20 protein-coding genes are annotated in these 24804 nt (G+C 33.3%); 10 read left to right on the forward strand and 10 right to left on the reverse strand.

All coding sequences use genetic code 11. The features are described from left to right. Positions 1 to 140: 140 nt before the first annotated feature. The 3 genes from NYQ10_RS04160 to NYQ10_RS04170 are packed head-to-tail and all read right to left on the reverse strand — an operon-like array spanning position 141 to position 4309. Entirely contained in the window at positions 141 to 2444 is a 2304-nt protein-coding gene (locus tag NYQ10_RS04160) for a penicillin-binding protein 1A (RefSeq protein WP_289879019.1), read from the reverse strand. Between the two features lie 10 nt (positions 2445 to 2454). Beyond that, positions 2455 to 2934 carry a gliding motility lipoprotein GldH gene (locus NYQ10_RS04165; RefSeq protein WP_289879020.1) on the reverse strand — a complete coding sequence of 160 codons (480 nt, stop codon included), beginning with the start codon at positions 2932 to 2934 and terminating at the stop codon, positions 2455 to 2457. Further along, positions 2918 to 4309, reverse strand: a complete 1392-nt coding sequence (locus NYQ10_RS04170; RefSeq protein ID WP_289879021.1) for a PSP1 domain-containing protein — start codon at positions 4307 to 4309, stop codon at positions 2918 to 2920. Before NYQ10_RS04170 ends, NYQ10_RS04165 begins: the two co-directional genes overlap by 17 nt. Positions 4310 to 4618: 309 nt before the next feature. Between NYQ10_RS04170 and NYQ10_RS04175 the strand changes: the two genes are divergently transcribed. From NYQ10_RS04175 to NYQ10_RS04195, 5 genes are all read left to right on the forward strand, one after another. Next, positions 4619 to 4882 (forward strand): hypothetical protein, encoded by a 264-nt coding sequence (locus NYQ10_RS04175; protein ID WP_289879022.1) that lies wholly within the window; start codon positions 4619 to 4621, stop codon positions 4880 to 4882. 1 nt (position 4883) lies between these two features. Then, entirely contained in the window at positions 4884 to 5300 is a 417-nt protein-coding gene (locus NYQ10_RS04180; protein WP_289879023.1) for an Imm70 family immunity protein, read from the forward strand. Positions 5301 to 5566: 266 nt separating this feature from the next. Further along, the gene (locus tag NYQ10_RS04185) at positions 5567 to 6748 is read left to right on the forward strand and encodes an ankyrin repeat domain-containing protein (protein ID WP_289879024.1); all 1182 of its coding nucleotides are present in this window, start codon (positions 5567 to 5569) and stop codon (positions 6746 to 6748) included. Between the two features lie 204 nt (positions 6749 to 6952). Beyond that, entirely contained in the window at positions 6953 to 8293 is a 1341-nt protein-coding gene (locus tag NYQ10_RS04190) for an ankyrin repeat domain-containing protein (protein WP_289879025.1), read from the forward strand. 18 nt (positions 8294 to 8311) lie between these two features. Further along, a complete protein-coding gene (locus NYQ10_RS04195) occupies positions 8312 to 8854 on the forward strand; it encodes a hypothetical protein (protein WP_289879026.1) in 543 nt (180 codons plus the stop codon). 63 nt (positions 8855 to 8917) lie between these two features. Here NYQ10_RS04195 and NYQ10_RS04200 read toward each other — a convergent pair whose 3' ends face one another. From NYQ10_RS04200 to trhO, 4 genes are all read right to left on the reverse strand, one after another. Next, positions 8918 to 9148, reverse strand: coding sequence for a ferredoxin (locus NYQ10_RS04200; RefSeq protein WP_289879027.1), 231 nt, complete (start codon positions 9146 to 9148; stop codon positions 8918 to 8920). After that, complete coding sequence (locus NYQ10_RS04205) at positions 9148 to 10389, reverse strand: peptidase U32 family protein (RefSeq protein ID WP_289879028.1); 1242 nt, start codon at positions 10387 to 10389, stop codon at positions 9148 to 9150. Before NYQ10_RS04205 ends, NYQ10_RS04200 begins: the two co-directional genes overlap by 1 nt. Positions 10390 to 10625: 236 nt before the next feature. Next, the gene (gene tnpA, locus NYQ10_RS04210; RefSeq protein ID WP_289879029.1) at positions 10626 to 11072 is read right to left on the reverse strand and encodes an IS200/IS605 family transposase; all 447 of its coding nucleotides are present in this window, start codon (positions 11070 to 11072) and stop codon (positions 10626 to 10628) included. 25 nt (positions 11073 to 11097) lie between these two features. Then, a complete protein-coding gene (gene trhO, locus NYQ10_RS04215; RefSeq protein ID WP_289879030.1) occupies positions 11098 to 12456 on the reverse strand; it encodes an oxygen-dependent tRNA uridine(34) hydroxylase TrhO in 1359 nt (452 codons plus the stop codon). Positions 12457 to 12970: 514 nt separating this feature from the next. On the opposite strand from trhO, the gene NYQ10_RS04220 reads away from it, so the two are divergent. The 5 genes from NYQ10_RS04220 to NYQ10_RS04240 all read left to right on the forward strand — a co-directional run bounded on the left by NYQ10_RS04220 (position 12971) and on the right by NYQ10_RS04240 (position 22204). Then, positions 12971 to 13696 carry a GLPGLI family protein gene (locus NYQ10_RS04220; RefSeq protein WP_289879031.1) on the forward strand — a complete coding sequence of 242 codons (726 nt, stop codon included), beginning with the start codon at positions 12971 to 12973 and terminating at the stop codon, positions 13694 to 13696. 4 nt (positions 13697 to 13700) lie between these two features. Further along, on the forward strand, positions 13701 to 16358 hold the full coding sequence (locus NYQ10_RS04225; protein WP_289879032.1) for a hypothetical protein: 2658 nt from the start codon (positions 13701 to 13703) through the stop codon (positions 16356 to 16358). A 177-nt stretch (positions 16359 to 16535) separates the two neighbouring features. Then, entirely contained in the window at positions 16536 to 17690 is a 1155-nt protein-coding gene (locus NYQ10_RS04230) for an efflux RND transporter periplasmic adaptor subunit (protein WP_289879033.1), read from the forward strand. Between the two features lie 3 nt (positions 17691 to 17693). Beyond that, complete coding sequence (locus NYQ10_RS04235) at positions 17694 to 20840, forward strand: efflux RND transporter permease subunit (protein WP_289879034.1); 3147 nt, start codon at positions 17694 to 17696, stop codon at positions 20838 to 20840. After that, a complete protein-coding gene (locus NYQ10_RS04240; RefSeq protein WP_289879035.1) occupies positions 20837 to 22204 on the forward strand; it encodes an efflux transporter outer membrane subunit in 1368 nt (455 codons plus the stop codon). Before NYQ10_RS04235 ends, NYQ10_RS04240 begins: the two co-directional genes overlap by 4 nt. Positions 22205 to 22519: 315 nt before the next feature. On the opposite strand, the gene NYQ10_RS04245 is transcribed toward NYQ10_RS04240, so the two are convergent. From NYQ10_RS04245 to NYQ10_RS04255, 3 genes are all read right to left on the reverse strand, one after another. Beyond that, positions 22520 to 22930, reverse strand: coding sequence for a BrxA/BrxB family bacilliredoxin (locus NYQ10_RS04245; RefSeq protein WP_179003802.1), 411 nt, complete (start codon positions 22928 to 22930; stop codon positions 22520 to 22522). A 118-nt stretch (positions 22931 to 23048) separates the two neighbouring features. Further along, entirely contained in the window at positions 23049 to 23477 is a 429-nt protein-coding gene (locus tag NYQ10_RS04250) for an ArsR/SmtB family transcription factor (protein ID WP_289879036.1), read from the reverse strand. 151 nt (positions 23478 to 23628) lie between these two features. Further along, on the reverse strand, positions 23629 to 24798 hold the full coding sequence (locus NYQ10_RS04255; RefSeq protein WP_289881006.1) for a lycopene cyclase family protein: 1170 nt from the start codon (positions 24796 to 24798) through the stop codon (positions 23629 to 23631). Positions 24799 to 24804 lie beyond the last annotated feature (6 nt).

A 24804-nucleotide genomic window follows, 5' to 3' on the forward strand; every position in this document is an offset into this window, starting at 1 on the left:
TTTGATAAAAATAAGATTTTTAGATTAAATTATAACGATTTCGTAAAAAATAAAATCACTGCTGCCAAAAAAATATCCTTTTGTTTTCTTCATTATTTCTGAAGTCACAAAAGGATATTTTTTATTTTAAAGAAACAAAACTACAACTCGAATTCGTCTGTATTTTGTTCTGTTTGAGTAGTATCTTTTACTATTGTTGGTCTGGCATAACAATCAACTTTAATTGAAAGATTTGCAGGGCGTTCAAATTCACCTTTAGAAATTTGAAGATTTTTATCAGCATAACATTTTTTCATGAAATAACCCCAAACCGGTAAAGCAGCAGTTGCTCCTTGACCGTAAGTCAAACTTTTGAAACGAGCTGAACGATCTTCACATCCAACCCAAACACCAGTTACTAAGTTTGGAACCATTCCCATAAACCAACCATCAGATTGATTTTGCGTTGTACCCGTTTTACCTGCAATTGGATTTGTAAACATGTACGGATATCCTGTCCAACGATTATCTCCGCTTCCTCCTCCTTGCGTACGTAAACGAACACCAGAACCGCTTTCGGTAACTCCTTGTAGCAATTTGATTACGGCAAAAGCAATATCTTTATTTAAAACGTCGTGAGATTCTGGAATTGGTTCATAAATTACCTCACCGCTTTTGTTTTCAATTCTGCTCAAAAACTGTGGTTTTACATAAACTCCTTGGTTTGCAAATGTACTATATGCTGCAACCATGTCTTCAACTGTAATATCAACAGCTCCTAAAGCAATTGAAGGCTGAACTGGAATTTCTGTTTTTACACCTAATTTTTTAGTTAATTCTACAACAGCTTCTGGACTTGTTCTGTCAATTAATTTAGCAGAAACAGTATTGATAGAAGCTGCTAAAGCTTGTTTTAAAGTTACCATTCCTCTGTATCTGTAATCAGAATTTCTTGGTTCCCAATCTTCTGTTACGTGATGACGTCCTTTGTGAATCATAAATGGACCATCTAAAATAGAATCGCAAGGCGACATATTTAATTCTTCAATTGCAGTTGCATAAACGAAAGGTTTAAAAGTCGAACCTACTTGCCTTGCTCCTTGCCCAACGTGATCGTATTGGAAATATTTATAATTAATTCCACCAACCCAAGCTTTAATTGCTCCAGTCTGTGGCTCCATAGACATTAAACCAGATTGCAAAAAGTGCTTGTAATAACGAATAGAATCAAGAGGTGTCATTGTTGTATCGCGTTCTCCTTTCCAAGTAAAGACGCGCATTTTTGTTTTCACTTTAAATGACGCAATAATATCATCTTCGCTTTTATCCATTTCTTTCATTTGCGCCCAACGAACAGAATTTTTCATTGCCTGCATCATGATTCGATCTGTTTCTGCTTGTGTAATATTTACGAAAGGTGCATTCTTATTGGTTTTCTGTTCAATAAAAAACTGTTGTTGTAAGTTTTTCATGTGTTCAGAAACCGCTTCTTCTGCATAAGACTGCATTCTAGAATCTATCGTAGTGTAGATTTTAAGTCCATCTTTGTAAATATCATATTCAGAACCGTCTGGTTTTTTGTTTTCTGTAACCCATTTTTTCATATAATCACGAAGATATTCTCTAAAATAAGTTGCAATACCTTCACGGTGACTTTCTAATTTAAATTTTAAAGTAATAGGCAGTTGCTGAAGTCTTTCTTTTTCAGCTTCTGAAATCATTTTTGCTTTTGCCATTTGAGACAAAACCACATTACGGCGGTTTTTTACTCCTTGCGGATTTCTTACTGGATTGTATAAACCTGAGTTTTTGAACATTCCGACCAAAATAGCCGATTCGTCTACCGTTAAATCTTTAGGTTCTTTAGAAAAATAGGTTTGAGCAGCCGAACTTACTCCAACAGAATAATTTCCGAAATCGTAAACGTTGCAGTACATCGCTAAGATTTCATTTTTTGTGTATTGTCTTTCTAGACGAATGGCAATAATCCATTCTTTTATTTTTTGTACAATTCTAAAAGGCAAGAATTTAGAACCTTCACCATGAAACAACTGTTTCGCAAGCTGTTGCGTTAACGTACTAGCACCACCATTTGTTCCTAAACTGAAAACAGCTCTTAAAGTTCCACGTCCGTCAATTCCTGAATGTTCGTAGAAACGTGCATCTTCAGTTGCAACTAATGCTTCGACTAAATTTTTAGGAAGATCTGAGTATTTTAATTGAGAACGATTGGTTTTGAAATATTTACCAATTACAACTCCATCAGAAGAAATAATTTCTGTGGCAAGGTTAGAATCTGGATTTTCTAAGTCTTCAAATGAAGGCATTGAACCAAATAATCCCCATGAAGCAAATAAAAAGAAGGCTAAAATACCTAGCATTGTGTAAGCAAAAACACGCCAGAATTTCTTTTTATAATAATTAATATCCTTGTTTGATTGATTGTTTTTTTTAGTAGCAGCCATAACTATTTATCTAATCTTTTTGTTCTATTCTAAAACCAACGTCTGTAATTCCTTCTAAAGCTTCAACTCCAGGGATTTTTCCTGATTGCCTAACGGCTTGCTTAATGTGAACTTTATACTTTCCTTTAAACTTCACATCTTCTTTGTAATACAATTTACTTTCTTTAATGTCTGTAAATCCATTCCCTAACAAAGTTCCGTCTGGAGCCGCCATTTGATATTGCAAGGTATCTACTTTTGTAAATCCGCTTGGCGCTTCAATAGCAACAATTAAAAAAAGATTATTAAACGGATAATTGTTGTTGTCTCTGATATTTACAAACAAATTATACTTTTTTGTAGAATCTAAAACTGGCAGATCAAAGCTTACAATACTGTCTTTGTGCCAGGCACTTCCAACAGATTTATACTCATCGAATACTCTTTTTTTATCGCAAGAAAAAAGGAGTATTGCTACCAAAAGAAGAATTCCGCTATTTTTTATTCTCATTTTTAGTAATAATTATTGGTTTTCTAGGTTCTGCAGATTTGTTTTCATTAGAATTTTGCTTGTTCGAATTTTGTTGTTTATTCGGATTCTGCTTACTCTTATGATTTTGCTTGTTTGGATTATTTTGTTTGTTCTGCTGATTTGGATTTCCTGCTCCAGAAGGCTTATTATTTCCTGCTGGTTTCGGATTATTATTATTTTTTTCCTGTTGTGGTTTTTGCGGAGTTGCAACACCTGCAGGTTCAGCATTTTTGCGTTTGCGATTTGGTTTTTTCTTTCTTTTCGGCTGGTCAAAACGAGTTAAACTCTCTTGTCCCATTGCGTTATTGAAATCTTTTTCTGGTTCTGCAACTACCTCAACAGCAAAATCTTCCAAAGAAGAAACTTTATTTTTCTGCTTATTTTCAGCAATAATTTCTTTTACCTGATCGATTTTTAAAACATGCCAGTTTGCAAAGTTGTTTGTATAGGCAAACCACATCAATCCTTTAAAAATATCTTGTTTCTGGCAAACTGCATCACCTTTCTCCGTGATTAGTTTGGTATCGTAATCTGGAAAATCTTTTAATGCGTCCATGTACGTGTCTAACTCGTAGTTTAAACAACATTTTAATTTTCCGCATTGTCCCGCCAATTTCTGCGGATTCAATGATAATTGCTGGTAGCGTGCTGCAGAAGTATTCACACTTCTGAAATCGGTAAGCCAAGTAGAACAGCAAAGTTCACGTCCGCAAGAACCAACTCCACCCAAACGAGCTGCTTCCTGGCGGAAACCAACTTGTTTCATCTCAACTCTTGTGCTGAATTCTTTAGCAAAATCTTTAATCAGCATTCTAAAATCGACACGATCATTTGCTGTATAATAAAATGTTGCTTTAGAGCCGTCGCCTTGAAATTCGATATCAGAAATTTTCATTTCCAATTTATGCTGAATTGCCAATTCACGTGAACGAACTTTCATTGGTTCTTCGCGATCACGGGCAACAGACCAAATATCTATATCTTTTTGAGATGCTTTTCTGTAGATTTTCGGTACATCATTACTTTCGTAATTCACTCCTTTTTTCTTCATTTGAATTTTTACCAATTCTCCTGTAAGAGTAACAATACCAATATCATGACCTGGCGAAGCAACAGTTGCTACAATATCGCCAATACTTAAAGTTAATTTCTCTGAATTTCTAAAAAATTCCTTACGTCCGTTTTTAAAACGAACCTCAACACAATCAAAAATCGCCTCTCCAGTAGACGGGCTCATGTTCGAAAGCCAGTCAAAAACCGTCAATTTATTGCAGCTATCGGTGCCGCAAGTCCCATTATTTTTACAACCTTTTGGTGCGCCACCATCTGAGGTTGAACAACTTGTACATGCCATAATTATATATGTAGTGCTGCCAAAATGCAGCTTAAGTTCATAAACGTTTGATCGGTAAAGATAGTATTTTTTTTATTTGGCTATTTATAGATTAATTGTAAAGGGTTGTTAAATAAAAATTGAATCGATTTTTAAAAATAATAGTTTTAAAATTCTCTACTCAAAATAATTTATTCTTCTCTAAATAAAAGACTTATTGTGTTTGTTTTATGACTTATTGAGGTTGTTTCCAATAATTTTCAAAACTAATTTTGCAGATAAATTCTAAATAAGAAAATAATCTTTTTTTTATTTTCAAACAATTGAAACATGAACAACGAATATAAAAACACTAAACATCAAGTTGCCAGAACTGCTAAGGCTGATGCCTTTTCTAACAATAAGTGGTATTTAATAAAATGTTGCAGTGAATTAAAAGCAACCTATCAAATTAAATTATTATTATTTAATGCAATCTCGAAAAAAGGTCAATTAATCATTAGAGTAAAAAAGAAATGTCTTTTGAATAATGATTTAAAACAATTAGTGAAAGAATACAAATCTCATCTCAAAATAGAAAAAATTTTAAATTAAAATGGGTTTATATTTAGCAATTTTTAAAAAAGAAGAAGAAATAAATGGCTTAGAAGTTGGATCTTATGAGTATTTTGGAATTTTTCGCGACTGCATTTTCGAATTAATTGAAAATAATGGAAATTGGGGAAGTACTTGTCCAACAATTATGAATCATTCTGATTGTGATGGAAAATTTGAACCTAAAGAATGTAAAGAAATGATCTCTGAACTTAAAAAAATAAAAGAAGTATTTCAAAAACAAAATTCAAATCATAAAGTTATAGATCAAAAAAAAGAATTGATAGATTTATACCAAATTAAACCTTTAAATTTATACGATTGTTTCATTGATGTCGATGGAGAAAATTTAATAGATCGATTGATTGAATTGTGCGAAGATGCTATTGACAATGATCTTGATATTATTTTTCAATAATGAAATAAAAACAAACCCTATTCTGCTTCAATTGCAAAATAGGGTTTTCTTTTAAATATACTTTTCATTTATTTTTTTCAAAAAATCAGTCATAAAAGAAACCAAAAACATCCCATCATGTCTATTTCTTAACATAAAAACGCCTTTTTAATTTTAAACTTAAAATATATTTCTCATTTTTATGTTTTATCTTACAACATGGTTTGCGAAGTCAATAATTACAAACCAAACTGCAATTAAAACTTATCATTTTAAATATATTTCTAATGCAAACACAAAACCAGATTGAAAGTTTCCTTTTTCAGGGAAAATTTGACGAGGCCAGAGAATGCCTAAATAACGGAGAAAGCTTTAATGATCAATATCTTAAAAATAATTTCTCCCAAATAACTGCCAAAATAATTGAATCTAAAGAAATTGATTTCATCGAAAGATTAATAAAAGCCGGTTTTATTGAAACCGATATCTACGAATTGGACAGTTTTGACAAATCTATTTTCAATTCTCTTTCTCGAAATATAAAAAATGACGAATCATCTATTTCTTTTTTCAAAGAAATAATGTCTAAAGTCGACAATATAAATGATGAAATTAGTGATCAGACTTTATTGGGCTATTTTATAGAAAAAGAAGCAATTCCGGAAATTATTAAAATTTTAATAGAAGATTTTGGTTGTAATGCACAATACAAAAACAACGCTCAAGAAAATCTAATTCATAAAATCGTAAATAATTATTCTTTAAATGCTGAAAAAGGCAAAGAATACATCAAAACACTTCTCGAAAACGGAGTTGACATTAATGAGAAAAATGTAGTTAGAACTACGCCTTTGATGTACGCTGTAAAAAGAAACAAAAAAGAATATATTCCGATGTTATTAGAAAACGGAGCAGATCCTAATGAAAAAGACAATCAAGAAAATAGTTCTTTTTATTATGCAGTTGGTGAGCAATTTTCTATTCCGATGTACGAACTTTTAGCCGAATCCTCTTCAGCAGATTTCAACAGCATCAACAAAGACGGAAGAACTTTACTGACCGAATTTATCCGAATGATGTCTGATTCTGAATCTGATCTAAATTCTTTACAAAGATTATTATCCGACGGTGCCGACTTAAATCATGCTGCTTTATATTATGGAAATCCAAAATCGGGTATCGATTATATTGCTGAGAAAAAATCAGGAATTTTAAAATCGGCTCTAGATAACGGAGCAATTGATGTTAATGAACAAGACAATCAGGGAAATACCATTTTACACAAAGTCTGCGCTTATAATGTGAATTATGATGCCGAAGCTGCAAAAGAAATTTACAGAAAAGTAAAACTTCTTCTAGAGAATGGCGCAGATAAAGAGATTAGTAACGATAAAGACGAAACAGCTCTTACACTTGCTTCTACAGACAATTTGAAAGTTAAAACTGTTGAGCTTTTGATGAAAGCCTAAATTTTCATCGTTAAACAAAAAATCTAAACACATAGAAACATAGTTTCTAATCTTATAGGATTGTATCGAAAGAGAACAAAGAAACAAGTTTCTAGACATAGCTAAACTATGTGCATTTAAATAAGTGAAACGCCTTTTTTAATATTCATAAAACTATGTTTCTATGTGTTTACAATAATATATAAAAATCAAGATTCTATGTCAATGTCATTTATAATTGCCTGTGAAAACGGCAACCGAAAAATAGCTGAATTACTGCTTCAAAATAAAGAAGTCGATGTAAAATATACAGACGAAAAAGGAAGAACAGCTTTGCATTATGCCTCGCACAGAGGATATTTAGATTTAGTTAAAATTTTATCTGAAGAAGGCGCAGATATTAATTACGAAGATCATCAAGGAGAAACGCCTTTGTTCTTCGCTTGTCTTCAAAAACAAAAACAAACAGCTTTGTATCTTTTAGAAAACGGTGCCGAAATTACCAAAAATGATAAACTCGGAAATAGCCTTTTACATTTAGCTGTTCAAACCTCTCAAGTTGAAATTGCAACAAAGTTGCTTGAAGCAGGAATTGACGTTAATTTATTGAATAACAATGGAGAAACACCACTTTTATTAGCTTCAGCTAAATTAAATCGTGAAATTATTCAATTGCTTTTAGACAAAGGTGCCGAGATTAATACGACCGATAAACAAGGAAATGCTCCATTAATTTATGCTTGTTACACCAAATCTCTTCCAATGGTGACTTTACTTTTGGATAACGGCGCGGATGTAAATCACGCTAATCATTCTGGCGAAAATGCTCTTTTGATTGCTTGTTATGAAACCAACCGAATGCTGGCTAAACTTTTGGTCGAAAGAGGCGCAGATGTATTTACATCAAACAACAACGGTTATTCTCCAATTTGGTACGCTTGCGCGAATAATCAAAAGGAAATTGTGTCTTTGTTTTTAGAAAATGGTGTCGATGTAAATTATAGCAAACCAGTTGCTGGCGACACTTCGTCCATGAACGATTATCTGGATTGGGTTGTAAGCGCTTCTAATATTTCTAATGATTCAAGTTTTACATTAAACAACAGTTACAATTATGGCGGAGAAAGCCTTTTACATGTAGCAACCAAAAAAGGAAATCTCAGCATGGTAAAACTTTTAATTGAAGCTGGAGCAAATATCAATATTCAAGACGAATCTGGAAATACGCCTTTGCATTACAGTGCCGCAAATGGAAAGAAAGATGTTGTGAAATATTTATTAGATAATAAAGCCGACGCTTCAATTGTAAACGTAAAAGAACAAAAAGCAATTGATTACTCAAATGTAAAAGGGTTTAATGAAATTACTGAATTGATTCTGAAATATGCACCTTCAGGAACAGTTGTAACGCCAACTCAGACTAAAAAAGAAGAATCAAAATCTGATTCTGGAAATTCGATGGAAGAAAAGAAAAAAGCATTATTAGATTTGAAAGAACTTCTAGATGCTGGAATTTTAACTTCGGAAGAATTTGAAACTGAAAAAACTAAAATTTTAAAAGGATAAATAATAAATATGTACAAAATGAAAAAAATCTTAAATGCCACAACTCTCTTTTTAGTATTAATTGCCGGAAGCTTAGTTTTTACTTCTTGTAATGATTTTTCACCCGAAAAAACTTTTGATGTAGCCGTTTTAAACTCAAATTTATTATCTCGATTTGGCGGAAAAGAAATCAGTGACAAACTACAAGGTGAAGCTCAGGTTTATGATGAAAGCCAAAAAAAGATGATTTCGTCTTCTTATCAGGATTCTTTTAAATATGACATATCAAATTTAGAAATTAGATTAAAATCTATTTCAGAAATACCCGAAGATGATGATAATAAAGAAATTCTTCAGGCATCAAAAGATTTATTTTCTTATGTTATTGCTAAACAAAAAGAAGGTTATTTGCCAATTGCTAAAATGAAAGATGAAAATGCTTCTCAAGAACAAATACAAAAAGCAATAATTGATTTTGACGCTTCAACTCAAAACGAAGTTGATGCGAAGTTTAACAAATTGATGGCTGCGGGAAAATCTTATGCTGAAAAACATAACATAGATGCCAAATTTGGTATTTAAGAGTTTATTTAAAAGATAAAATCCTATTTGTGTAGATACAAATAGGATTTTATCTTTTATTCTTTAAGTTTCCTTAACGGTAATAATCTTCACTGGACAAGCTTTTGCAGCCAATTCACAACTTTCGACAATCGCATGATTTGGAGATTTTAATGTAAAGAATCCTTTTGCATTTTGAGAATGAATCAAAACCGATTTTCCATCTTTTTTTGACATCTGAAAATGCACTGGATCCATTTCAACGCAATAGTTACAACCAATGCATTTATCTCTTTGTAAAGTAACGACAACCATTACGCCTCAACAATTTTATACAATTTGTCAGACATTCTGATTCTGAATGGTAATTTCAAACTACAGTCGTCTCCCTTCGTAGCTTTTACTCCTGAAATATCATTTACAAACATTTCATCAATAATCATTTCCTGAGCTCCTGTACTTGGTCCTGTAATTAAAATTTTATCTCCAATTTTAATATCGTAAGCTTCAATTTTAAATTGTCCAACTTTTGCTTTTGGGAAATAATGTATTCCTTTTCCAACATAAACCTTTTTCTGCGTTGCCGCTGAACCTGGAATATCGCTCCATTCTCCTAATTCCTGACCTAGATAATATCCAGACCAGAATCCGCGATTGTAAACCGTTTCTAAAGCTTTCATCCAAACTGCAGTTTTTTCTTTGGAGAAAGTTCCGTCATAATAAGCATCAATCGCTTCACGATACGTCTTGGTTACCGTTGCTACATATTCAGGCGCACGGCCACGTCCTTCAATTTTTAAAACTTTTATTCCAGAATCAATAACCTGATCTAAGAAATCCAAAGTACACAAATCTTTTGGCGACATCATGTATTCGTTATCCAATTCGATTTCGAAACCAGTTTCCTGATCGATAACGGTATATTTTTTTCGGCAGTTTTGTTTGCACGCGCCACGATTTGCAGATGAATTGTGCGAATGCAAACTCAAATAGCATTTCCCTGAAACCGCCATACATAAAGCACCATGACCAAAGATTTCAATTTCAACCAAATTTCCGTTCGGGCCTTTGATCTGTTCTTTCTCAATTCGGTCGGTGATATTTTTTACTTGACGTAAACTCAATTCTCTGCTCAAAACCATTGTATCAGCAAATAAACTGTAGAATTTAATGGTTTCTATATTTGTTACATTTAGCTGAGTTGAAATATGAACTTCCATTTCGATTGATCTTGCCATCGCAATTACGGCTTGATCTGATGCAATTACCGCTGTAATGTTTGCTCCTTTGGCTTTTGTCAATAATGTTTTTACGACAGATAGATCGTGATCGTAAATAATGGTGTTTAAAGTCAAATAGCTTCGAACGTTTTTGGCTTCACAGCGATTGGCAATTTCTTTTAAATCATCAATCGTGAAATTTACTGTTGAACGTGCACGCATATTAAGTTGCTCAACTCCAAAATATACGGAATCACAGCCATTATCTAAAGCAGCCTGAAGCGACTCAAAATCTCCCGCTGGAGACATGAGTTCAATTTTGTTGGTAATTGTCATTTTTGATTCTATTATTCAAATGACAAAAATAATGTGAGTATAGATTAGATTTCTATGATATATATCATAGTCTATATTTTAAAATTATTCGCAAATCGTTACACAATCTTTATCAAATATAGCCCACGGTTTCAACCGTGGGAAACGTATTGTTACGCAACGTTGAGGATTCTCATTGTGTACCCACGGTTGAAACCGTGGGCTATGTTTATATTGTATTGTGGTATTTTTTGGATTTAACCATTTTGGGTTTTATTTCCAAACCCGTGTAATTTTACAAATTCATCAAACTCTTGCTGTCCATTCTTTTTGAGATGATGTTGTTTTTGATTTTTTATATAATTATAAACAACATCTAATTGAGATTCGCTTACTGCAAAAGCGGCATAACCAGTTTGCCAAGCGAATTTTTCAGTAATTAGATTTATTCCATTTATACAATGAGAAGATCCTCCTTTCGCTTGACGAATAACATCTGATAGAGATTTTTTCGGATTTAATAAAAATAAAACATGTACATGATCGGCCATTCCGTTAATGATTCTATCAGGGCAATCCAAGTCAATTAATTCATCGTGAATATAATCATGCACATTTTTCTCAATTGAAAAATCAATTAATTCCGTACGATTTTTAGTTGCCCAAATGGCATGAATCCATAATTTGGTAAAAGAATGCGACATTGTAAATTAGGGTTTAAAAAAACCGCTAATTTACAATTTTATACAATTTATCTGACAAACGAATACGAAATGGAACCTCAAAAGTAACCTTATCACCAATTTTAGCAGTTTGAGTTTCTGCTCCATTAACAATAATTCTATTCAAAACCATTTCCTGATCACCTGTAGTTGGTCCTGAAATTAAGATTTTATCACCGCTGTTCAACTCTTGGTTTTCAATAGTAAATTGTCCAACCTGAGCTTTTACATAATAATGTTCCGCTTTTCCAAGAAGTACTTTTTTTACTTTTATTTTCTGACGAATATCAGCTGTTTTTTGTGCTGTAGCCAAAGCCGTTTCTGGCAATTCACCTGAGTGTTTGAATTTTAGATTTTCAGATTTTCCTTTTCTGAATACTTTATTTCCAACTTGTTTTCCAGTTCTTAAACGAACTTGGTCAACTAATGGCATATGGATAATCTCTAAACATTCTGTAGAACAGCAGTTTTCCATAGCTGCTTTACAATCATCACACTGAATAAACAATAAATGACAACCGTCATTTTCACAATTAGTATGATTATCGCAAGGTTTTCCGCATTGGTGACACTGCGAAATAATATCGTCAGTAATTCTTTCGCCCAGACGATTATCAAACACGAAGTTTTTACCAATGAATTTGCTTTCTAAACCTTCTTCTTTCAATTGTTTAGCGTAATTAATAATTCCGCCTTCTAACTGATAAACGTTTTTGAAGCCTTGGTGTTTAAAGTAAGCACTCGCTTTTTCGCAACGGATTCCTCCAGTACAATACATTACCAGATTTTTATCGTCTTTGTGATCTTTAAGCTGTTCGTTGATAATTGGTAAACTTTCCCTAAAAGTTTCAACATCTGGAGTAATAGCGCCTTTAAAATGTCCAACTTCACTTTCGTAGTGATTTCTAAAATCTACTACAATTGTGTTTGGATCATCAAGGATTTCGTTGAATTCTTTGGCTTTTAAGTGAACGCCAATATTAGTTACATCAAAAGTTTCATCGTTTAAACCGTCTGCAACGATTTTATGACGCACTTTGATGGTCAATTTTAAAAAGGAATGATCATCTTGTTCCACAGCAACATTCAATCGTATGTCTTTCATGAAATCGTAAACTTCCAGAGTTTCTCTAAAAGCTTCAAAATTTTCAGCAGGAACACTCATCTGAGCATTAATTCCTTCATGGGCAACATAAATTCTTCCCAATGCATCTAATGCATTCCAGGCAATGAATAAATCGTTACGAAATTGTTGTGGATCTTGAATTTTGGCATACGCATAGAAAGACAACGTAAGTCGTTGTTTACCCGCATCATCGATCATGATGGCTCTTTCTTCTGCGCTTAAAGTGTTATACAGTTGCATGCTATAAACGATTTTAAGTTGAGAAATATGTTGATTTTAAATAAAAAACTATTTGAAATCGGGTGCAAAAGTAAGGAACTTTTACTGTTTTTGAATGCTTGTTGGCGGAATATTATGATTTATGTCAAAATCTGAATTGGGATATTATTTTTTTTGAGTCTTTGTTCATTTGTTTTGATGAAGGATTCTCTGTTTGATAATTAAAGTTTTACGGCTTGGCGATGTGAGCGAACGAATTAATTTCTATTAAAGATAGCGTTTTCCGTGAAGGAAAAGCGGTTGTGAGATCGAAATCAAAAACTTGGGAAAATGCTTTGAAACAAAGGATTTCAACGAAGAACTAAAGCATTTTGAAAAAAGAAAGGCTGTTTTTACAAGGAAATAATTTAGTATAGTAATTTTAGTAAATTAAACTTTAGGTCGAATTAGTTTTGTAGTTTTTTATTTATATTTTTAAAATATTAACCATATATTTGGCGATGTGTTAGCTTTTAACTAACTATCATTTTTAATTATGAAACATTTTTTAATTTTTCTTATTCTATTTTCTAGCACTTCTTTTGCGCAAAAAACACAGTATAAAATTACCTATGATTATCATATTGGAGCGAAAATTAATGGATTAGTTTCTATGAATACCTACCTTAAGACTTATTTAACAGGTAACGGTGAAACTTCTATTGAGGAGCAGGATTTTGTTGGAATGCAATCTACTGCAACCAATGAAAATAGTTATATTATTAAAACAAAAGATAACCCTAAATTTTATAAACATAATAGTTGTATCCTTTACAGTGATCATATATCTCTTAAAGATTTTAATATAAAAGATTCTATAGGTTCTTTTGATTGGCAATTAGGCTCAGAAACCAAAACAATAGTAGGGTACCAATGCCAAAATGCAACACTCTTCTTCAGAGGGCGTAATTATACGGTTTATTTCGCTAAAGATATTCCTTTTTCGGATGGGCCTTGGAAATTGTCAGGATTGCCAGGAATGATTTTAGAAGTAAAAACAGATAATGATTTAGGACAGTACGATTGGGTAGCTTCAAAAGTGGAAATTATGAATGCTGCTACTGAAATTACAAATCCATTCGTTAATAAAGAAATAATTCCTTACGACGAATTCGTCGCCTTATATGTAAAAAAATACAAACAAATTAAGGCTCAAATTGCTAGTTATAGTGGTTCAGGAGGGATGCCAAAAGGTTACTTAGAACTTTATGTTACTGATTAAGAGTATGAATTATCGATTTTTTCTGTTTTTTTTATTCATTTCTAATTTTTCACAATCACAGACCATTACAGGTAAAATAACGGACTCAAGTGGTGTTGCTATTCCATCAATAAATGTGATAATTAAAAAAATACAGCAACCCAATCTTATTTTTCAATTTACCAAAACCAACAATAAAGGAATTTATACTATTGTTTTAAAAGAACCTCTTGATAGCATTTTGATTGAAATAAGTACAATTTCTCATGAACCTATTTTGAGAAAACTCTATGACATTCAAAAAAAGGGCGAAATTAATACTCAAAATTTTTTACTTCAGGAGAGGATTACAACACTTAAAGAAGTTGTTATATCTGAAAATAAACCTATAAGAGTTAAAAAAGACACTGTTATATATGATGCCCAAAAGTTTAAAGATGGATCAGAAAAAGTTATAGAAGATCTTTTGAAAAAATTACCTGGAATTACGGTAGAAGATAACGGTCAAATAAAGTACAATGGAAAGGCCATAAAAAAAATGCTGTTAGATGGTGATGATTTGTTTGATAGCCAATATTCTATAGGTTCCAAAAACATTACTGCGGATTTATTAGATAAAGTAGAGGCGATTGATAATTACAATTCAAATGCAGTGCTAAAAGGGTTGGTGTCAAGTGACGATGTTGCTATAAATCTTAAATTAAAAAAAGGTAAAACTGATTTCTCAGGCAATTCAAAAATTGGATTTGGATTTACAAATAAATTTGATTTATCATTATCAGGACTTTTAATCAATTCTAAGACTAAAAGTTTTGGGATTTCTAGTTATAATAACATTGGTACAAATAATACACCCTATAATTTTATTTCAAACGCTTTGTCTGTAGAATCTTTGAATGAACAAAAGTTTATTGCAAAAGAAATTATAAATCCAGGTTCATTCAGCTCTTTTTTAGATGACAAATTTCATCGCATTAATAATAATTTTTATACAAGTTTTAATTCCTTGTATAAGTTTTCTTCAAAGATTACTGCTAGAGTTAATTTAGGTTTTTATAGTGATGAGTTAACAAGGATAAATAAGCAAATTACTTTTTATAATACAAATGAAGATAGTTTTACGTCTAACCAGTCAGAAAACATTGCAAAATCTCCTAAAGTTTATAGCGCAAATCTTCAGTTAATAAATAAAGTTAACAGTAAACTAAGCTGGGAGTATTTAGGAAAGTTTAATTATCAAACCATTGATTATAAAAGTGTGTCATCAAACAATGATTTACTTCAATCAAATAGACTTAGTTCCGAAAATTGGTTTACGAAACAGGATTTTAATGTAACTAAGCGATTAAGTGAAAATGATGGGCTTACAGGTATAGTGTATTATACCAACAGTAACGCTCCGCAAAATTATATTTTAACACCAGGTAATAATATTCAAGAAAACCAATCGAATGTTGTTAAGCAAAATATTCAAAACTCACGCTTTAACAAAGAAGTTTTTAATACAAATACTACGTTTTTGCATAAATCGGAGAATTTTAAGTTTGCGGGTCGGATAGGGTATTACGCTGAGAAAAATGGTTTTAGATCTTTATTACAAACTGTAAACGAAAATGATGTGTTATATTCAAACCCTGATTTTCAAAACAATTTATCTTACAATTATAGTTTTCCATACCTCGAAGGTGGTGTTACATACAATAAAGACAAATTTACAGTTAAGATAGATTTAGGTTCTCAGTATTTTGATTTAAAATTAAAAGATTCAGTTAAAGAAAATAACAATACCAATAAAGAATTGACTTTTACACCGCGAATAAAATTGCTTTACAGATTGACAAAACATACTAACATATTTTCTAGTTACAGTTTTAATCAAATTGCACCGCAAGAAACAAACCTTTTTGAGGGTGTTGTACAAACAGCTTTTGGAAGCTTTAGTAGTAATGAGGCAAACATTCAGTTTTTAAAAACCCATAACTATACTATTAATTTGAATTATGGCGATTCTTTTTACATGACCAATATGTCTTTAGGATTTAATTACAACCGAAGAGAAAATAATTATTTTTATAAATCCTTAATAAATCAGAATTATACCGTATCAACAGGGTTTTTATTAAATTCTGGAAGTCAGGATTACGGATTTAATTTTACAGGTCGTAAGTATGTTTATTTATTAAGAACAGATTTTAAATTACGTTCGAATTATAATATTTCATTATATAAAAATATTGTAAATAATTCTGATTTAAGAGATATTAAAGCTAAAAACTTAGACTTAAATCTTACAACCAATTCTGCAATTATAGAAAATTTGTCTATTGAAAATGTATTTTCTTATCGCATTAATAAATTTACGGTTGATGAAGTTAGTAATAACAAATTCAGCAGTATAAAGAATTCCTTTAAAACAGTTTTAAAAACTTCAGAAAGATTTAAAACTGTGGTTGCTTTAGATTATATCATTCCAGATCTGTCCTTTAGTAAAAATTATTGGTTTTTAGATTCTGAAATAACTTTTACGTCAAAAAACAAAAAAATAGATTATTCTATTATTGGCAGGAATTTAACGAATAACAAAAAATTTGAAATGGTGAATATTAACGATTATTCGAAAAACATCTCTTCCCACAACCTTATACAAAGGTTTATTTTGGCAAGTGTAGCTTTTAAATTTTAAAAACAATAAAAATGCTTGATTTTCGAACCATATCAAGAAAATGGAAGATTATTTAAATCTATAGTCGTAGATGGTTTTTATATAAAATGAGTTGCATTAATAAAAAACGCCTCCTGTTTATCAATACGTTATAAAATTTGATTAAATTTATCTGGTACAATTTTAACATTTGTGATTATGAATGCTTTAAAACTACCAAAACCAATCCTTCCCCTCTTCTTTCTTTTAACCTTATTTTCTTCCTGTAAAAAAGAACAACCCAAAGCGCCGCCGCCAATGCAGGCTCCGTTTGTAACGGTTAAAAGTGAAGATGTCCCCATTTATAAAGATTTTGCGGGACAGACTTTTGGAGATTTAGACATTGAATTAATCGCCAGAGTTGACGGCATCCTGACCGGAATTCATTTTAAAGAAGGTCAAAGAGTCAAAAAAGGCCAGCTATTGTACACCATCGATCCGTTAGAATATGACACCAAAGTAGAGCAGGTTCGCGGTCAAGTTGCAGGCGCTCAAAGTAATTTGGTAAATGCCGAAGAAGAACTAAAAAGAATCCGCCCGCTTGCTGATATGAATGCTGTTAGTAAACGTGAATTGGATGCCGCTGTCGCGAAAGATAAAGCGGCACGATCTAACTTAAACAGCGTTCAGGCCAGTTTAAGAAATCAGCAGATTGAAAGAAGCTACTGCGATATTCGATCTCCAATTGATGGTGTAATCGGACTTTCGAATGCTAGATTGGGTGATTATATTACCAGAATTGGAAATGATGCTAAACTCAATACCGTTTCCAAACTAGAAAAAGTCAGAGTTCAATTTACAGTTAGCGAATCTGATTATTTACGATATCAAAAGCAGCTCAAAGCCGGAGAACGTATTACTGATCTTGCTTTAATTCTTTCAGACGGAAGCACCCATTCTGAAAAAGGAAGTCTTAATTTTTCTGATACTAAAATTGATCCCACAACTGGAACTGTAACTATCGAAGCGCAATTTCCTAATCCAGACGGCACTTTACGTTCTGGTCAATTTGCAAAAGTCCGTGTTTTACTGCGAACCCAAAAAGACGCCATTGTTGTCCCTCAAAAAGCCGTGACCGAGATTCAGGGACTTTTTCAGGTTTCTATAATAGATTCTAAAAACACTATCCAAACCAGAATGGTCGAAGTTGGCCAAAAAATTGGTGTCGACTGGATTATTACCAAAGGTTTAAAACCCGACGAAAAAGTCGCCATAATTGGCAATCAATTTATACAGCCTGGATCAACTGTTGTTCCGGTTCCTTATGTTGCCGACAAAGATAAAAAGCAGATTGCATCATCTCTAAACAACTAGATTATGGATAATTTCTTTGTACGCAGACCAATCGTTGCTATTGTTCTCTCCATTTTCATTGTTTTAATTGGAGCTCTTTCTGTCCTTTCAACTCCTATCGCCCAATATCCTGAAATTGCACCGCCTTTGGTACAAGTTTCAACAAGTTATCGTGGCGCAAATGCTTTAAATGTCGAACAGGCCGTTGCAACGCCAATCGAGCAAAAAGTAAACGGAGTTGAAAACATGCTTTACATGCAATCCACGAATACGGGCGATGGAAGTATGACGTTAAATATCACGTTTGATATGGGAACCGATTTGGATAACGCTACCATGCTGACCCAGAACCGCGTTAACGAAGCGACCAACAAACTCCCAAATGATGTTAAGACAACAGGAGTTACCACAAAAAAGTCACTCTCAATGCCCATGCTGATTTTGTCCCTGTATTCTCCCAACAAAACTTTCGATGGAAACTTTCTGACCAATTATGCCAATATCAACATTGTAGATGCTTTGGCACGTATAAAAGGAGTTGGAGAAGTTACACTTTATGGAGGAAGTAATTATGCCATGCGAATCTGGGTCAAGCCCGATATTATGGCCAAATACAATTTGACGGTGCCTGATATTATACGATCCATCCAGGATCAAAATGCCATTGCACCCGGAGGAAAATTTGGTGCTCCGCCGGCAACCGAAAATAACGAGTTTACATATAACGTCATGTTGAAAGACCGCTTGGTCAATCCTGAAGATTTTGAAAATATTATTCTAAAATCAAACATCAACAATCAGCAGGTTCGTTTAAAAGATATTGGAACAGTAACTTTAGGAACAGAAAGCTATGCTTCAATTGCCAAATTAAACGGAAATCCCGCTGGAACTATTGGAATCAAACAAATGCCGGGTTCAAATGCTCTCGAAGTTGCCGAAAATGTAAAAAACACGATCGAAAGACTAAGCAAAAGATTTCCACAGGATTTAAAATATCGTGTTTCATTAGATACAACTCTCGCCATTTCTGAAGGAATTAACGAAATCATGCACACTTTGGTCGAAGCAATTATTCTGGTAATTATTGTAGTTTTTATCTTTCTCCAAAACTGGCGTGCGACTTTAATTCCGCTTTTAACCGTTCCTGTTTCATTGATTGGAGTTTTTATGCTTTTTCCGTTACTCGGATTTTCCATCAATGTACTTTCTCTTTTAGGATTGGTTCTTGCGATTGGTATTGTCGTCGACGATGCCATTGTGGTTGTTGAAGCCGTAATGCATCATATTGAACATGGAATGTCTCCTCGGGAAGCCACCAATCAGGCGATGAAAGAAGTTTCTGGTCCTGTAATTGCCATTGCGATTGTATTGACCGCCGTATTCATTCCAGTAGCTTTAACGCCCGGAATTACGGGAAGATTGTATCAGCAATTTGCTATTACAATTGCTATATCGGTGATTTTCTCCGCTTTAAGCGCTTTAACTTTAAGTCCGGCGTTGTGTTCTCTTTTATTAAAACCGAATCAGGAAGCAAAAGGCTGGCTCGGGAAATTCTTCGCATGGTTTAATGATAAGTTTGGAAAATTCACTAATAAATATACAGGCTTTTCAGGTTTTCTAATTAAAAAAACAGCACGAAGCTTAATCTTTATCGGAATTGTCGTTGGAGCAATTATTCTCTTGGGAGGAAAAATTCCAGGCGGTTTCGTTCCTGAAGAAGATCAGGGATATATGTTTGTGAATATTGAGCTTCCGGGTGCTTCTTCTTTAGAAAGAACAGGGAAAGTAATTCAAAAAGTAGAACATATTTTATCGCAGAATCAAGGTGTTGAATATTACACTTCGGTTGCTGGATTTAGTTTAATCAAAAACTCAGTGGCAACCAACAATGGATTTTTCTTTGTTGCTTTAAAAGAATGGAAAGAACGCGAACAAGACGTTTTCCAAATTCTAAAAGAAGTCAACGGAAAAGTAGTTTTCGGAATTCCCGAAGCAACTGTTTTTGCATTCGGGCCTCCGCCGATTACTGGAATCGGAAATGCGGCAGGATTCTCAATGATGCTTCAGGATCGGGAAGGAAATACACCTCAATATCTTTTTGAAAATGCTCAGCAATTTATGGCCGAAGCCAAAAAAAGACCAGAAATTGGAACGATTAGAACAACATTCAATCCGAATGTACCGCAGATTAGTCTGGACATCGATCGGGAAAAAGTCACCGAACTTAACCTTTCATTATCTGATGTAAATCTCGCCATTGGAGCCAGTTTAGGAGGACAATATATTAACGAGTTCAATAAATTTGGTCGACAATATATTGTATTGCTTCAGGCCGATCCGAGTTATACCGTAAATCCCGAAGACATTAATAAAATATTTGTTCGGAGCAAAGACAACAAAATGATTCCGATTACGAGTATTGCCACAATTCGAAAAGTAAGCGGTCCAGAGTTTACAACTCGTTTCAATTTGTATCGCGCAGCCGAAATTGGCGGAACTCCCGCTCCCGGATTTACTTCGGCACAAGCCATGGCTGCTTTACAGGAAACCGCAGCAAAGGTTCTTCCTGCAGGAATGGGCTACGAATGGGCAAATATGAGTTATCAGGAAAAGCAGGCTGAAGGAAAAGGAAATACTGTTTTCTTAATGGCATTGCTTTTCGTGTTTTTAATTCTCGCCGCACAATACGAAAGCTGGAAACTGCCTTTCAGTGTTTTACTCGGAACGCCTTTTGCCGTTTTTGGCGCTTTTCTTGGTTTATATATCTGCCGCTTATTAAGTCCAGATTATGTCAATAACGTTTTTGCTCAAATTGGTTTAGTGATGCTGATCGGATTGGCGGCAAAAAATGCAATTCTGATTGTAGAATTTGCCAAAGAAGAATATGAAAAAGGAATGCCAGCAAAAGATGCTGCTTTGTACGCCGCGAAACTGCGCTTCCGTCCTATTCTAATGACGGCTTTTGCTTTCATTTTAGGAGTTGTTCCGTTGTTAACTGCAACTGGAGCTGGAGCACAAGCCAGAAAAGTTATGGGAATGACCGTTTTTAGCGGAATGCTCGTGGCGACCATTTTGGGAGTTTGTTTAATTCCGGTATTGTTTGTTTTTATTGAAACATTCGGAAAGAAAAAATCTGAAGAAACTGATCAACCTAAAACAGAAGAACAATGAAAACCCTAAAGATACTTTTAGCGCTCTTTTTAATAGCTGTTTTTCCTTTCGGATGCATGGTCGGACCAAAATATGTTAAACCAGAACAGCCTCAGGCAGATTCTTTTCGATATAGCAAACAAACTGGTGACACTACAAAATCGGTTACAACTATAAAATGGTCATCGATATTTAACGATGATGTCTTAATTGGCTTGATCGAAAAAGGAATCCAAAATAATTATGATCTTAAAATTGCCATTGCTCGTTTAGAACAAGTGCAAGCCAATCTCGGAATGGCAAAAGCTGATTTATTTCCGTCTTTTCAATATTCTGGTCAGGTTAATAGCGCCCAAACCTTCCAATGGCCTTCAACGGCATTGGCAAATATGTCTTGGGAATTGGATTTCTGGGGAAAATACCGTCATCAAAAAAAAGCATTGCAGAATGAACTTTTAGCCACAGATGAGGCAAGAAAAGTAATTTTATCCAATATCGTAAGCAATATTGCTATTTCCTATTTTGAATTGCGTGATTTTGACAATCAATTGGAAATCACAATTCATACGTTAGAAACTAGACAAAAAGCTTACGACATCATCAACGAGCGGTTTATAAGCGGTTATGTTGCGGAATTGGACAAAGTACAAATCGAACAGCAAGTTGCCATTGCCGAAGCGAATATTCCGCTAATCAAAAGACAGATTACGGCTCTAGAAAATGCAATTTCAGTTTTGATTGGACAAGTTCCGCAAGCCATTCCTAGAGGAAAAACTAATAGCGAATTGTTGATTTTAGCTGAATTTCCAACTTCGGTTCCATCGGCTTTATTAGAAAACAGACCCGATGTTAAACGTCAGGAATATTTGTATAAAGCAGCTTTTGAGAGAATTGGTGTTGCGCAAGCCATGCGATATCCGTCTTTTAACATTTCGGCAATTGTTGGTTTTACCAACATTATGATTAGTGATTTATTTAATGATGGCTCTTATATTCAAAATGTTGGCGGCGGAATTACCGGACCGATTTTCAATTTCGGAAAAAACAAACGCCGTGTCGATTACAACAGAAAATTAGCCGAAGAAATGAAGTTTAACTTTCAGAAAACATATCTAACTGCCATTGCCGAAGTTGAAAACTCACTTCAAAACACCGCAATGTTCAAAGAAGAATGGACAGCCCGAAATAGACAAGTTGTAGCAGCACAGAAAAATTACGATCTTTCAAATGCAAGATATTACAACGGTTATGTTTCTTATTTAGAAGTTTTAGATGCACAAAGATCTTTGTTTGAAGCACAATTAAGTCTTTCGCAATTAACTCAAAAACAATTGAGTTCTATGGTTCAGTTGTATAAAGCTCTGGGCGGAGGATGGAGTTTTTAATCTTGAGGTTCAAAGGGACAGAGAGGCAAAGGGACAAAGGTTTCTCTCAATTCTTAATAAAAGCATCTCTTTTGCACTTTTTCATCACATTACGTTATCATTCCGTAGGAATGTTTGGTCGGTAGAAAAATTGCAATCACCCACATTTACGTTCCGTAGGAACGTTTGATGTTATCCGATTATAAAACGATATCCAAGAAATCAAACGTTCCTACCGAACAAATAATAATTACGAAAAAAGGGTTGTTTCAATTATGAAACAACCCTTTTTTAATCTTTGTACCTCTGTACCTTTGTTACTTTGAACCTAACGAACTAGCAAAACTCGTTAAACGCATCTTGCAAATTCTCAGCGATTAATTCAGCTGGACGGCCTTCGATGTGGTGACGCTCTAACATGTGAACCAATTCTCCGTTTTTGAACAAAGCCATAGATGGCGATGAAGGAGGAAAAGGAAACATATGTTGTCTTGCAGCATCAACAGCTTCTTTGTCAACACCAGCGAAAACTGTAATAAGGTGATCTGGTTTTTTAGCTCCTTCTAAACTCATTTTTGCTCCCGGACGTGCATTTCTAGCAGCACAACCGCAAACAGAGTTCACAACAACTAAAGTGGTACCTTCAGCTTTGATAGCATTCTCAACAGCTTCAGCACTATGTAAATCTTGAAAACCTGCAGCTGTTAATTCAGCTTCCATTGGTTTTACCATGTCTAGTGGATACATATTCTTGTCTTTTAAATTTTACTTTTGAACTGCAAAGTTACAAAGTTTACTCGCAACTAGTTAATTTGAAGTATAAAGTTTTGTTATAGTTCGATATCAAAATTTAGATCTTAGAAAATCAAATCGTTAATTGTTTCTTTTTCTTATCTGGAAATTGGTAATTGTATTGTTTTAAATGACTATTTCCGTTTGGTTTATGTCTAGTTGTTAGCACAGTCATTTTGTTTTTCTCAGGTATTTCAATTGTTGAAATGTAACTGCTTACATATTTTTTAAGTAATTGAAGATTATCAAAATTAACCGAATAAATTACTCTTTTGCCTTCGTTTTTTATACTTACTAAATCTGCTTTTTTCAATTCTAGTAAATGTTTAGATAAAGTAGATTGAGCAAGCGGAATTAATTCAACTATTTCACCACAAGTTCTATTATCTCTCTTCCAAAGCAAAGTCATTATTTGAATTCTTGTTGGATGACCAAGTGCTTTACAAATCTTACCAATTGCTTTGGTTTCCAAATCAAATTCCAAACGTTTTGTGATTCCCATAACCTTTTAAATTCATTTATCATCGTACAAAATCGATAATATTTTGACTCAACACATCTAAATGGTCAGGTATTTTTTAGGCGCCTCAAAAAGTTTTTAAAATAAAAAAATAAGGTATTTTAGTCATCAGATAAAATTATCCAGAAGTATTCTAATTGGATATTACACGAAACAAAGCTTTTATAAAAGGAATTTTTGGACATTTCAAAATCACTTTTAAATCTTCAATCATGTTGGTTTCTTGATCCAAAAACTTAAAAATCAATTGCGGATTTCCTTTTTTAAACAAAGAAGAAAAAATACTGTTTCCCAATTCGTTATGACGATAAAGAATATTCAGAAGCAACAAATCGTAAAACCAAAATCGGCTTTTTTTATGAAATGTTTTCATGCTTAAAGAATCCGAAGCCACACTTTGAAGAAATTCAACCAATTGAGATGATTTCTTATCCGAATTTTTAAAAGTATAACCCGTGCTGGCTTTTGTCCATCCGCCCGCAGTTCCAATATTTAAAACCCGTTTTGTGTTTTTTTTCCAAAAAGGATAACACGTCATTGGAATACTTCCTTGTTCTTTTTCTATAATTTCATATTGCTGTGATCCAAGTTTTTGCAAATAAATTTGAATTTCATTTTCATACTCATCATTGGAAAGTAACTTTTCTGAAAACAAAGTATATTCTATCAAAGCTTCGGTTTTAGAAATTGGCAAAACATACATAAATCTTGTATTTCCTTTTTGTTCAACCGAAAAATCCATGAAAGTAGTCGTTTCAGAATCAAAAACTTCTGTTTCTGTTTTCACAAACCAACCTATAAAATGCTGTTGCAAAACGGGATATTTGGTTTGCCTTTCGGCGAAAGCCTTCGTATAAATACTATTGAAAAGATAATTTGCTGTGTATCTATTTTCTTCTGTTCCGACAAAAACGTGAGTTTCAAGTTCATTAATATCGGTTACTTTTTCGTTCAAAAAAGTAATGTTTGGATGTTTTGCAATTGCTTCAAAAACAAAATTATAAAAGTCAATTCCCCGAATTTGATTGTATTTATAAGGTTTCAACGCCATATTGCGTTTAAAACTTTCATTGGCAAATAAAGCAGAATCCCAATTTTTAGAAATTATAGAATTCCAAATCGATTCTTCTTTTTCCCAAAAACACCAAGTTCTGTCATTTGTTTTTTTAGCATTTTGATCTAGCAACAAAATAGACTTATCTGAGAATTTTCCAGACAGAATCATTTTGTAAACTGTCATTAAAGATGCCAGTCCGCTTCCAGTAAAAATGTAGTCAAAGTGTTTTATTTGCGAAGAGTTCATTTTCAA

It is taken from the genome of Flavobacterium johnsoniae (assembly GCF_030388325.1).
Classification (GTDB): Bacteria; Bacteroidota; Bacteroidia; order Flavobacteriales; family Flavobacteriaceae; genus Flavobacterium; species Flavobacterium johnsoniae_C.

Coding starts and splice junctions, on each gene's coding strand:
- NYQ10_RS04160 (WP_289879019.1), bottom strand. CDS start 2,444: ATGGCTGCTACTAAAAAAAACAATCAATCAAACAAGGATATTAATTAT.
- NYQ10_RS04165 (WP_289879020.1), bottom strand. CDS start 2,934: ATGAGAATAAAAAATAGCGGAATTCTTCTTTTGGTAGCAATACTCCTT.
- NYQ10_RS04170 (WP_289879021.1), bottom strand. CDS start 4,309: ATGGCATGTACAAGTTGTTCAACCTCAGATGGTGGCGCACCAAAAGGT.
- NYQ10_RS04175 (WP_289879022.1), top strand. CDS start 4,619: ATGAACAACGAATATAAAAACACTAAACATCAAGTTGCCAGAACTGCT.
- NYQ10_RS04180 (WP_289879023.1), top strand. CDS start 4,884: ATGGGTTTATATTTAGCAATTTTTAAAAAAGAAGAAGAAATAAATGGC.
- NYQ10_RS04185 (WP_289879024.1), top strand. CDS start 5,567: ATGCAAACACAAAACCAGATTGAAAGTTTCCTTTTTCAGGGAAAATTT.
- NYQ10_RS04190 (WP_289879025.1), top strand. CDS start 6,953: ATGTCATTTATAATTGCCTGTGAAAACGGCAACCGAAAAATAGCTGAA.
- NYQ10_RS04195 (WP_289879026.1), top strand. CDS start 8,312: ATGAAAAAAATCTTAAATGCCACAACTCTCTTTTTAGTATTAATTGCC.
- NYQ10_RS04200 (WP_289879027.1), bottom strand. CDS start 9,148: ATGGTTGTCGTTACTTTACAAAGAGATAAATGCATTGGTTGTAACTAT.
- NYQ10_RS04205 (WP_289879028.1), bottom strand. CDS start 10,389: ATGACAATTACCAACAAAATTGAACTCATGTCTCCAGCGGGAGATTTT.
- tnpA (WP_289879029.1), bottom strand. CDS start 11,072: ATGTCGCATTCTTTTACCAAATTATGGATTCATGCCATTTGGGCAACT.
- trhO (WP_289879030.1), bottom strand. CDS start 12,456: ATGCAACTGTATAACACTTTAAGCGCAGAAGAAAGAGCCATCATGATC.
- NYQ10_RS04220 (WP_289879031.1), top strand. CDS start 12,971: ATGAAACATTTTTTAATTTTTCTTATTCTATTTTCTAGCACTTCTTTT.
- NYQ10_RS04225 (WP_289879032.1), top strand. CDS start 13,701: ATGAATTATCGATTTTTTCTGTTTTTTTTATTCATTTCTAATTTTTCA.
- NYQ10_RS04230 (WP_289879033.1), top strand. CDS start 16,536: ATGAATGCTTTAAAACTACCAAAACCAATCCTTCCCCTCTTCTTTCTT.
- NYQ10_RS04235 (WP_289879034.1), top strand. CDS start 17,694: ATGGATAATTTCTTTGTACGCAGACCAATCGTTGCTATTGTTCTCTCC.
- NYQ10_RS04240 (WP_289879035.1), top strand. CDS start 20,837: ATGAAAACCCTAAAGATACTTTTAGCGCTCTTTTTAATAGCTGTTTTT.
- NYQ10_RS04245 (WP_179003802.1), bottom strand. CDS start 22,930: ATGTATCCACTAGACATGGTAAAACCAATGGAAGCTGAATTAACAGCT.
- NYQ10_RS04250 (WP_289879036.1), bottom strand. CDS start 23,477: ATGGGAATCACAAAACGTTTGGAATTTGATTTGGAAACCAAAGCAATT.
- NYQ10_RS04255 (WP_289881006.1), bottom strand. CDS start 24,798: ATGAACTCTTCGCAAATAAAACACTTTGACTACATTTTTACTGGAAGC.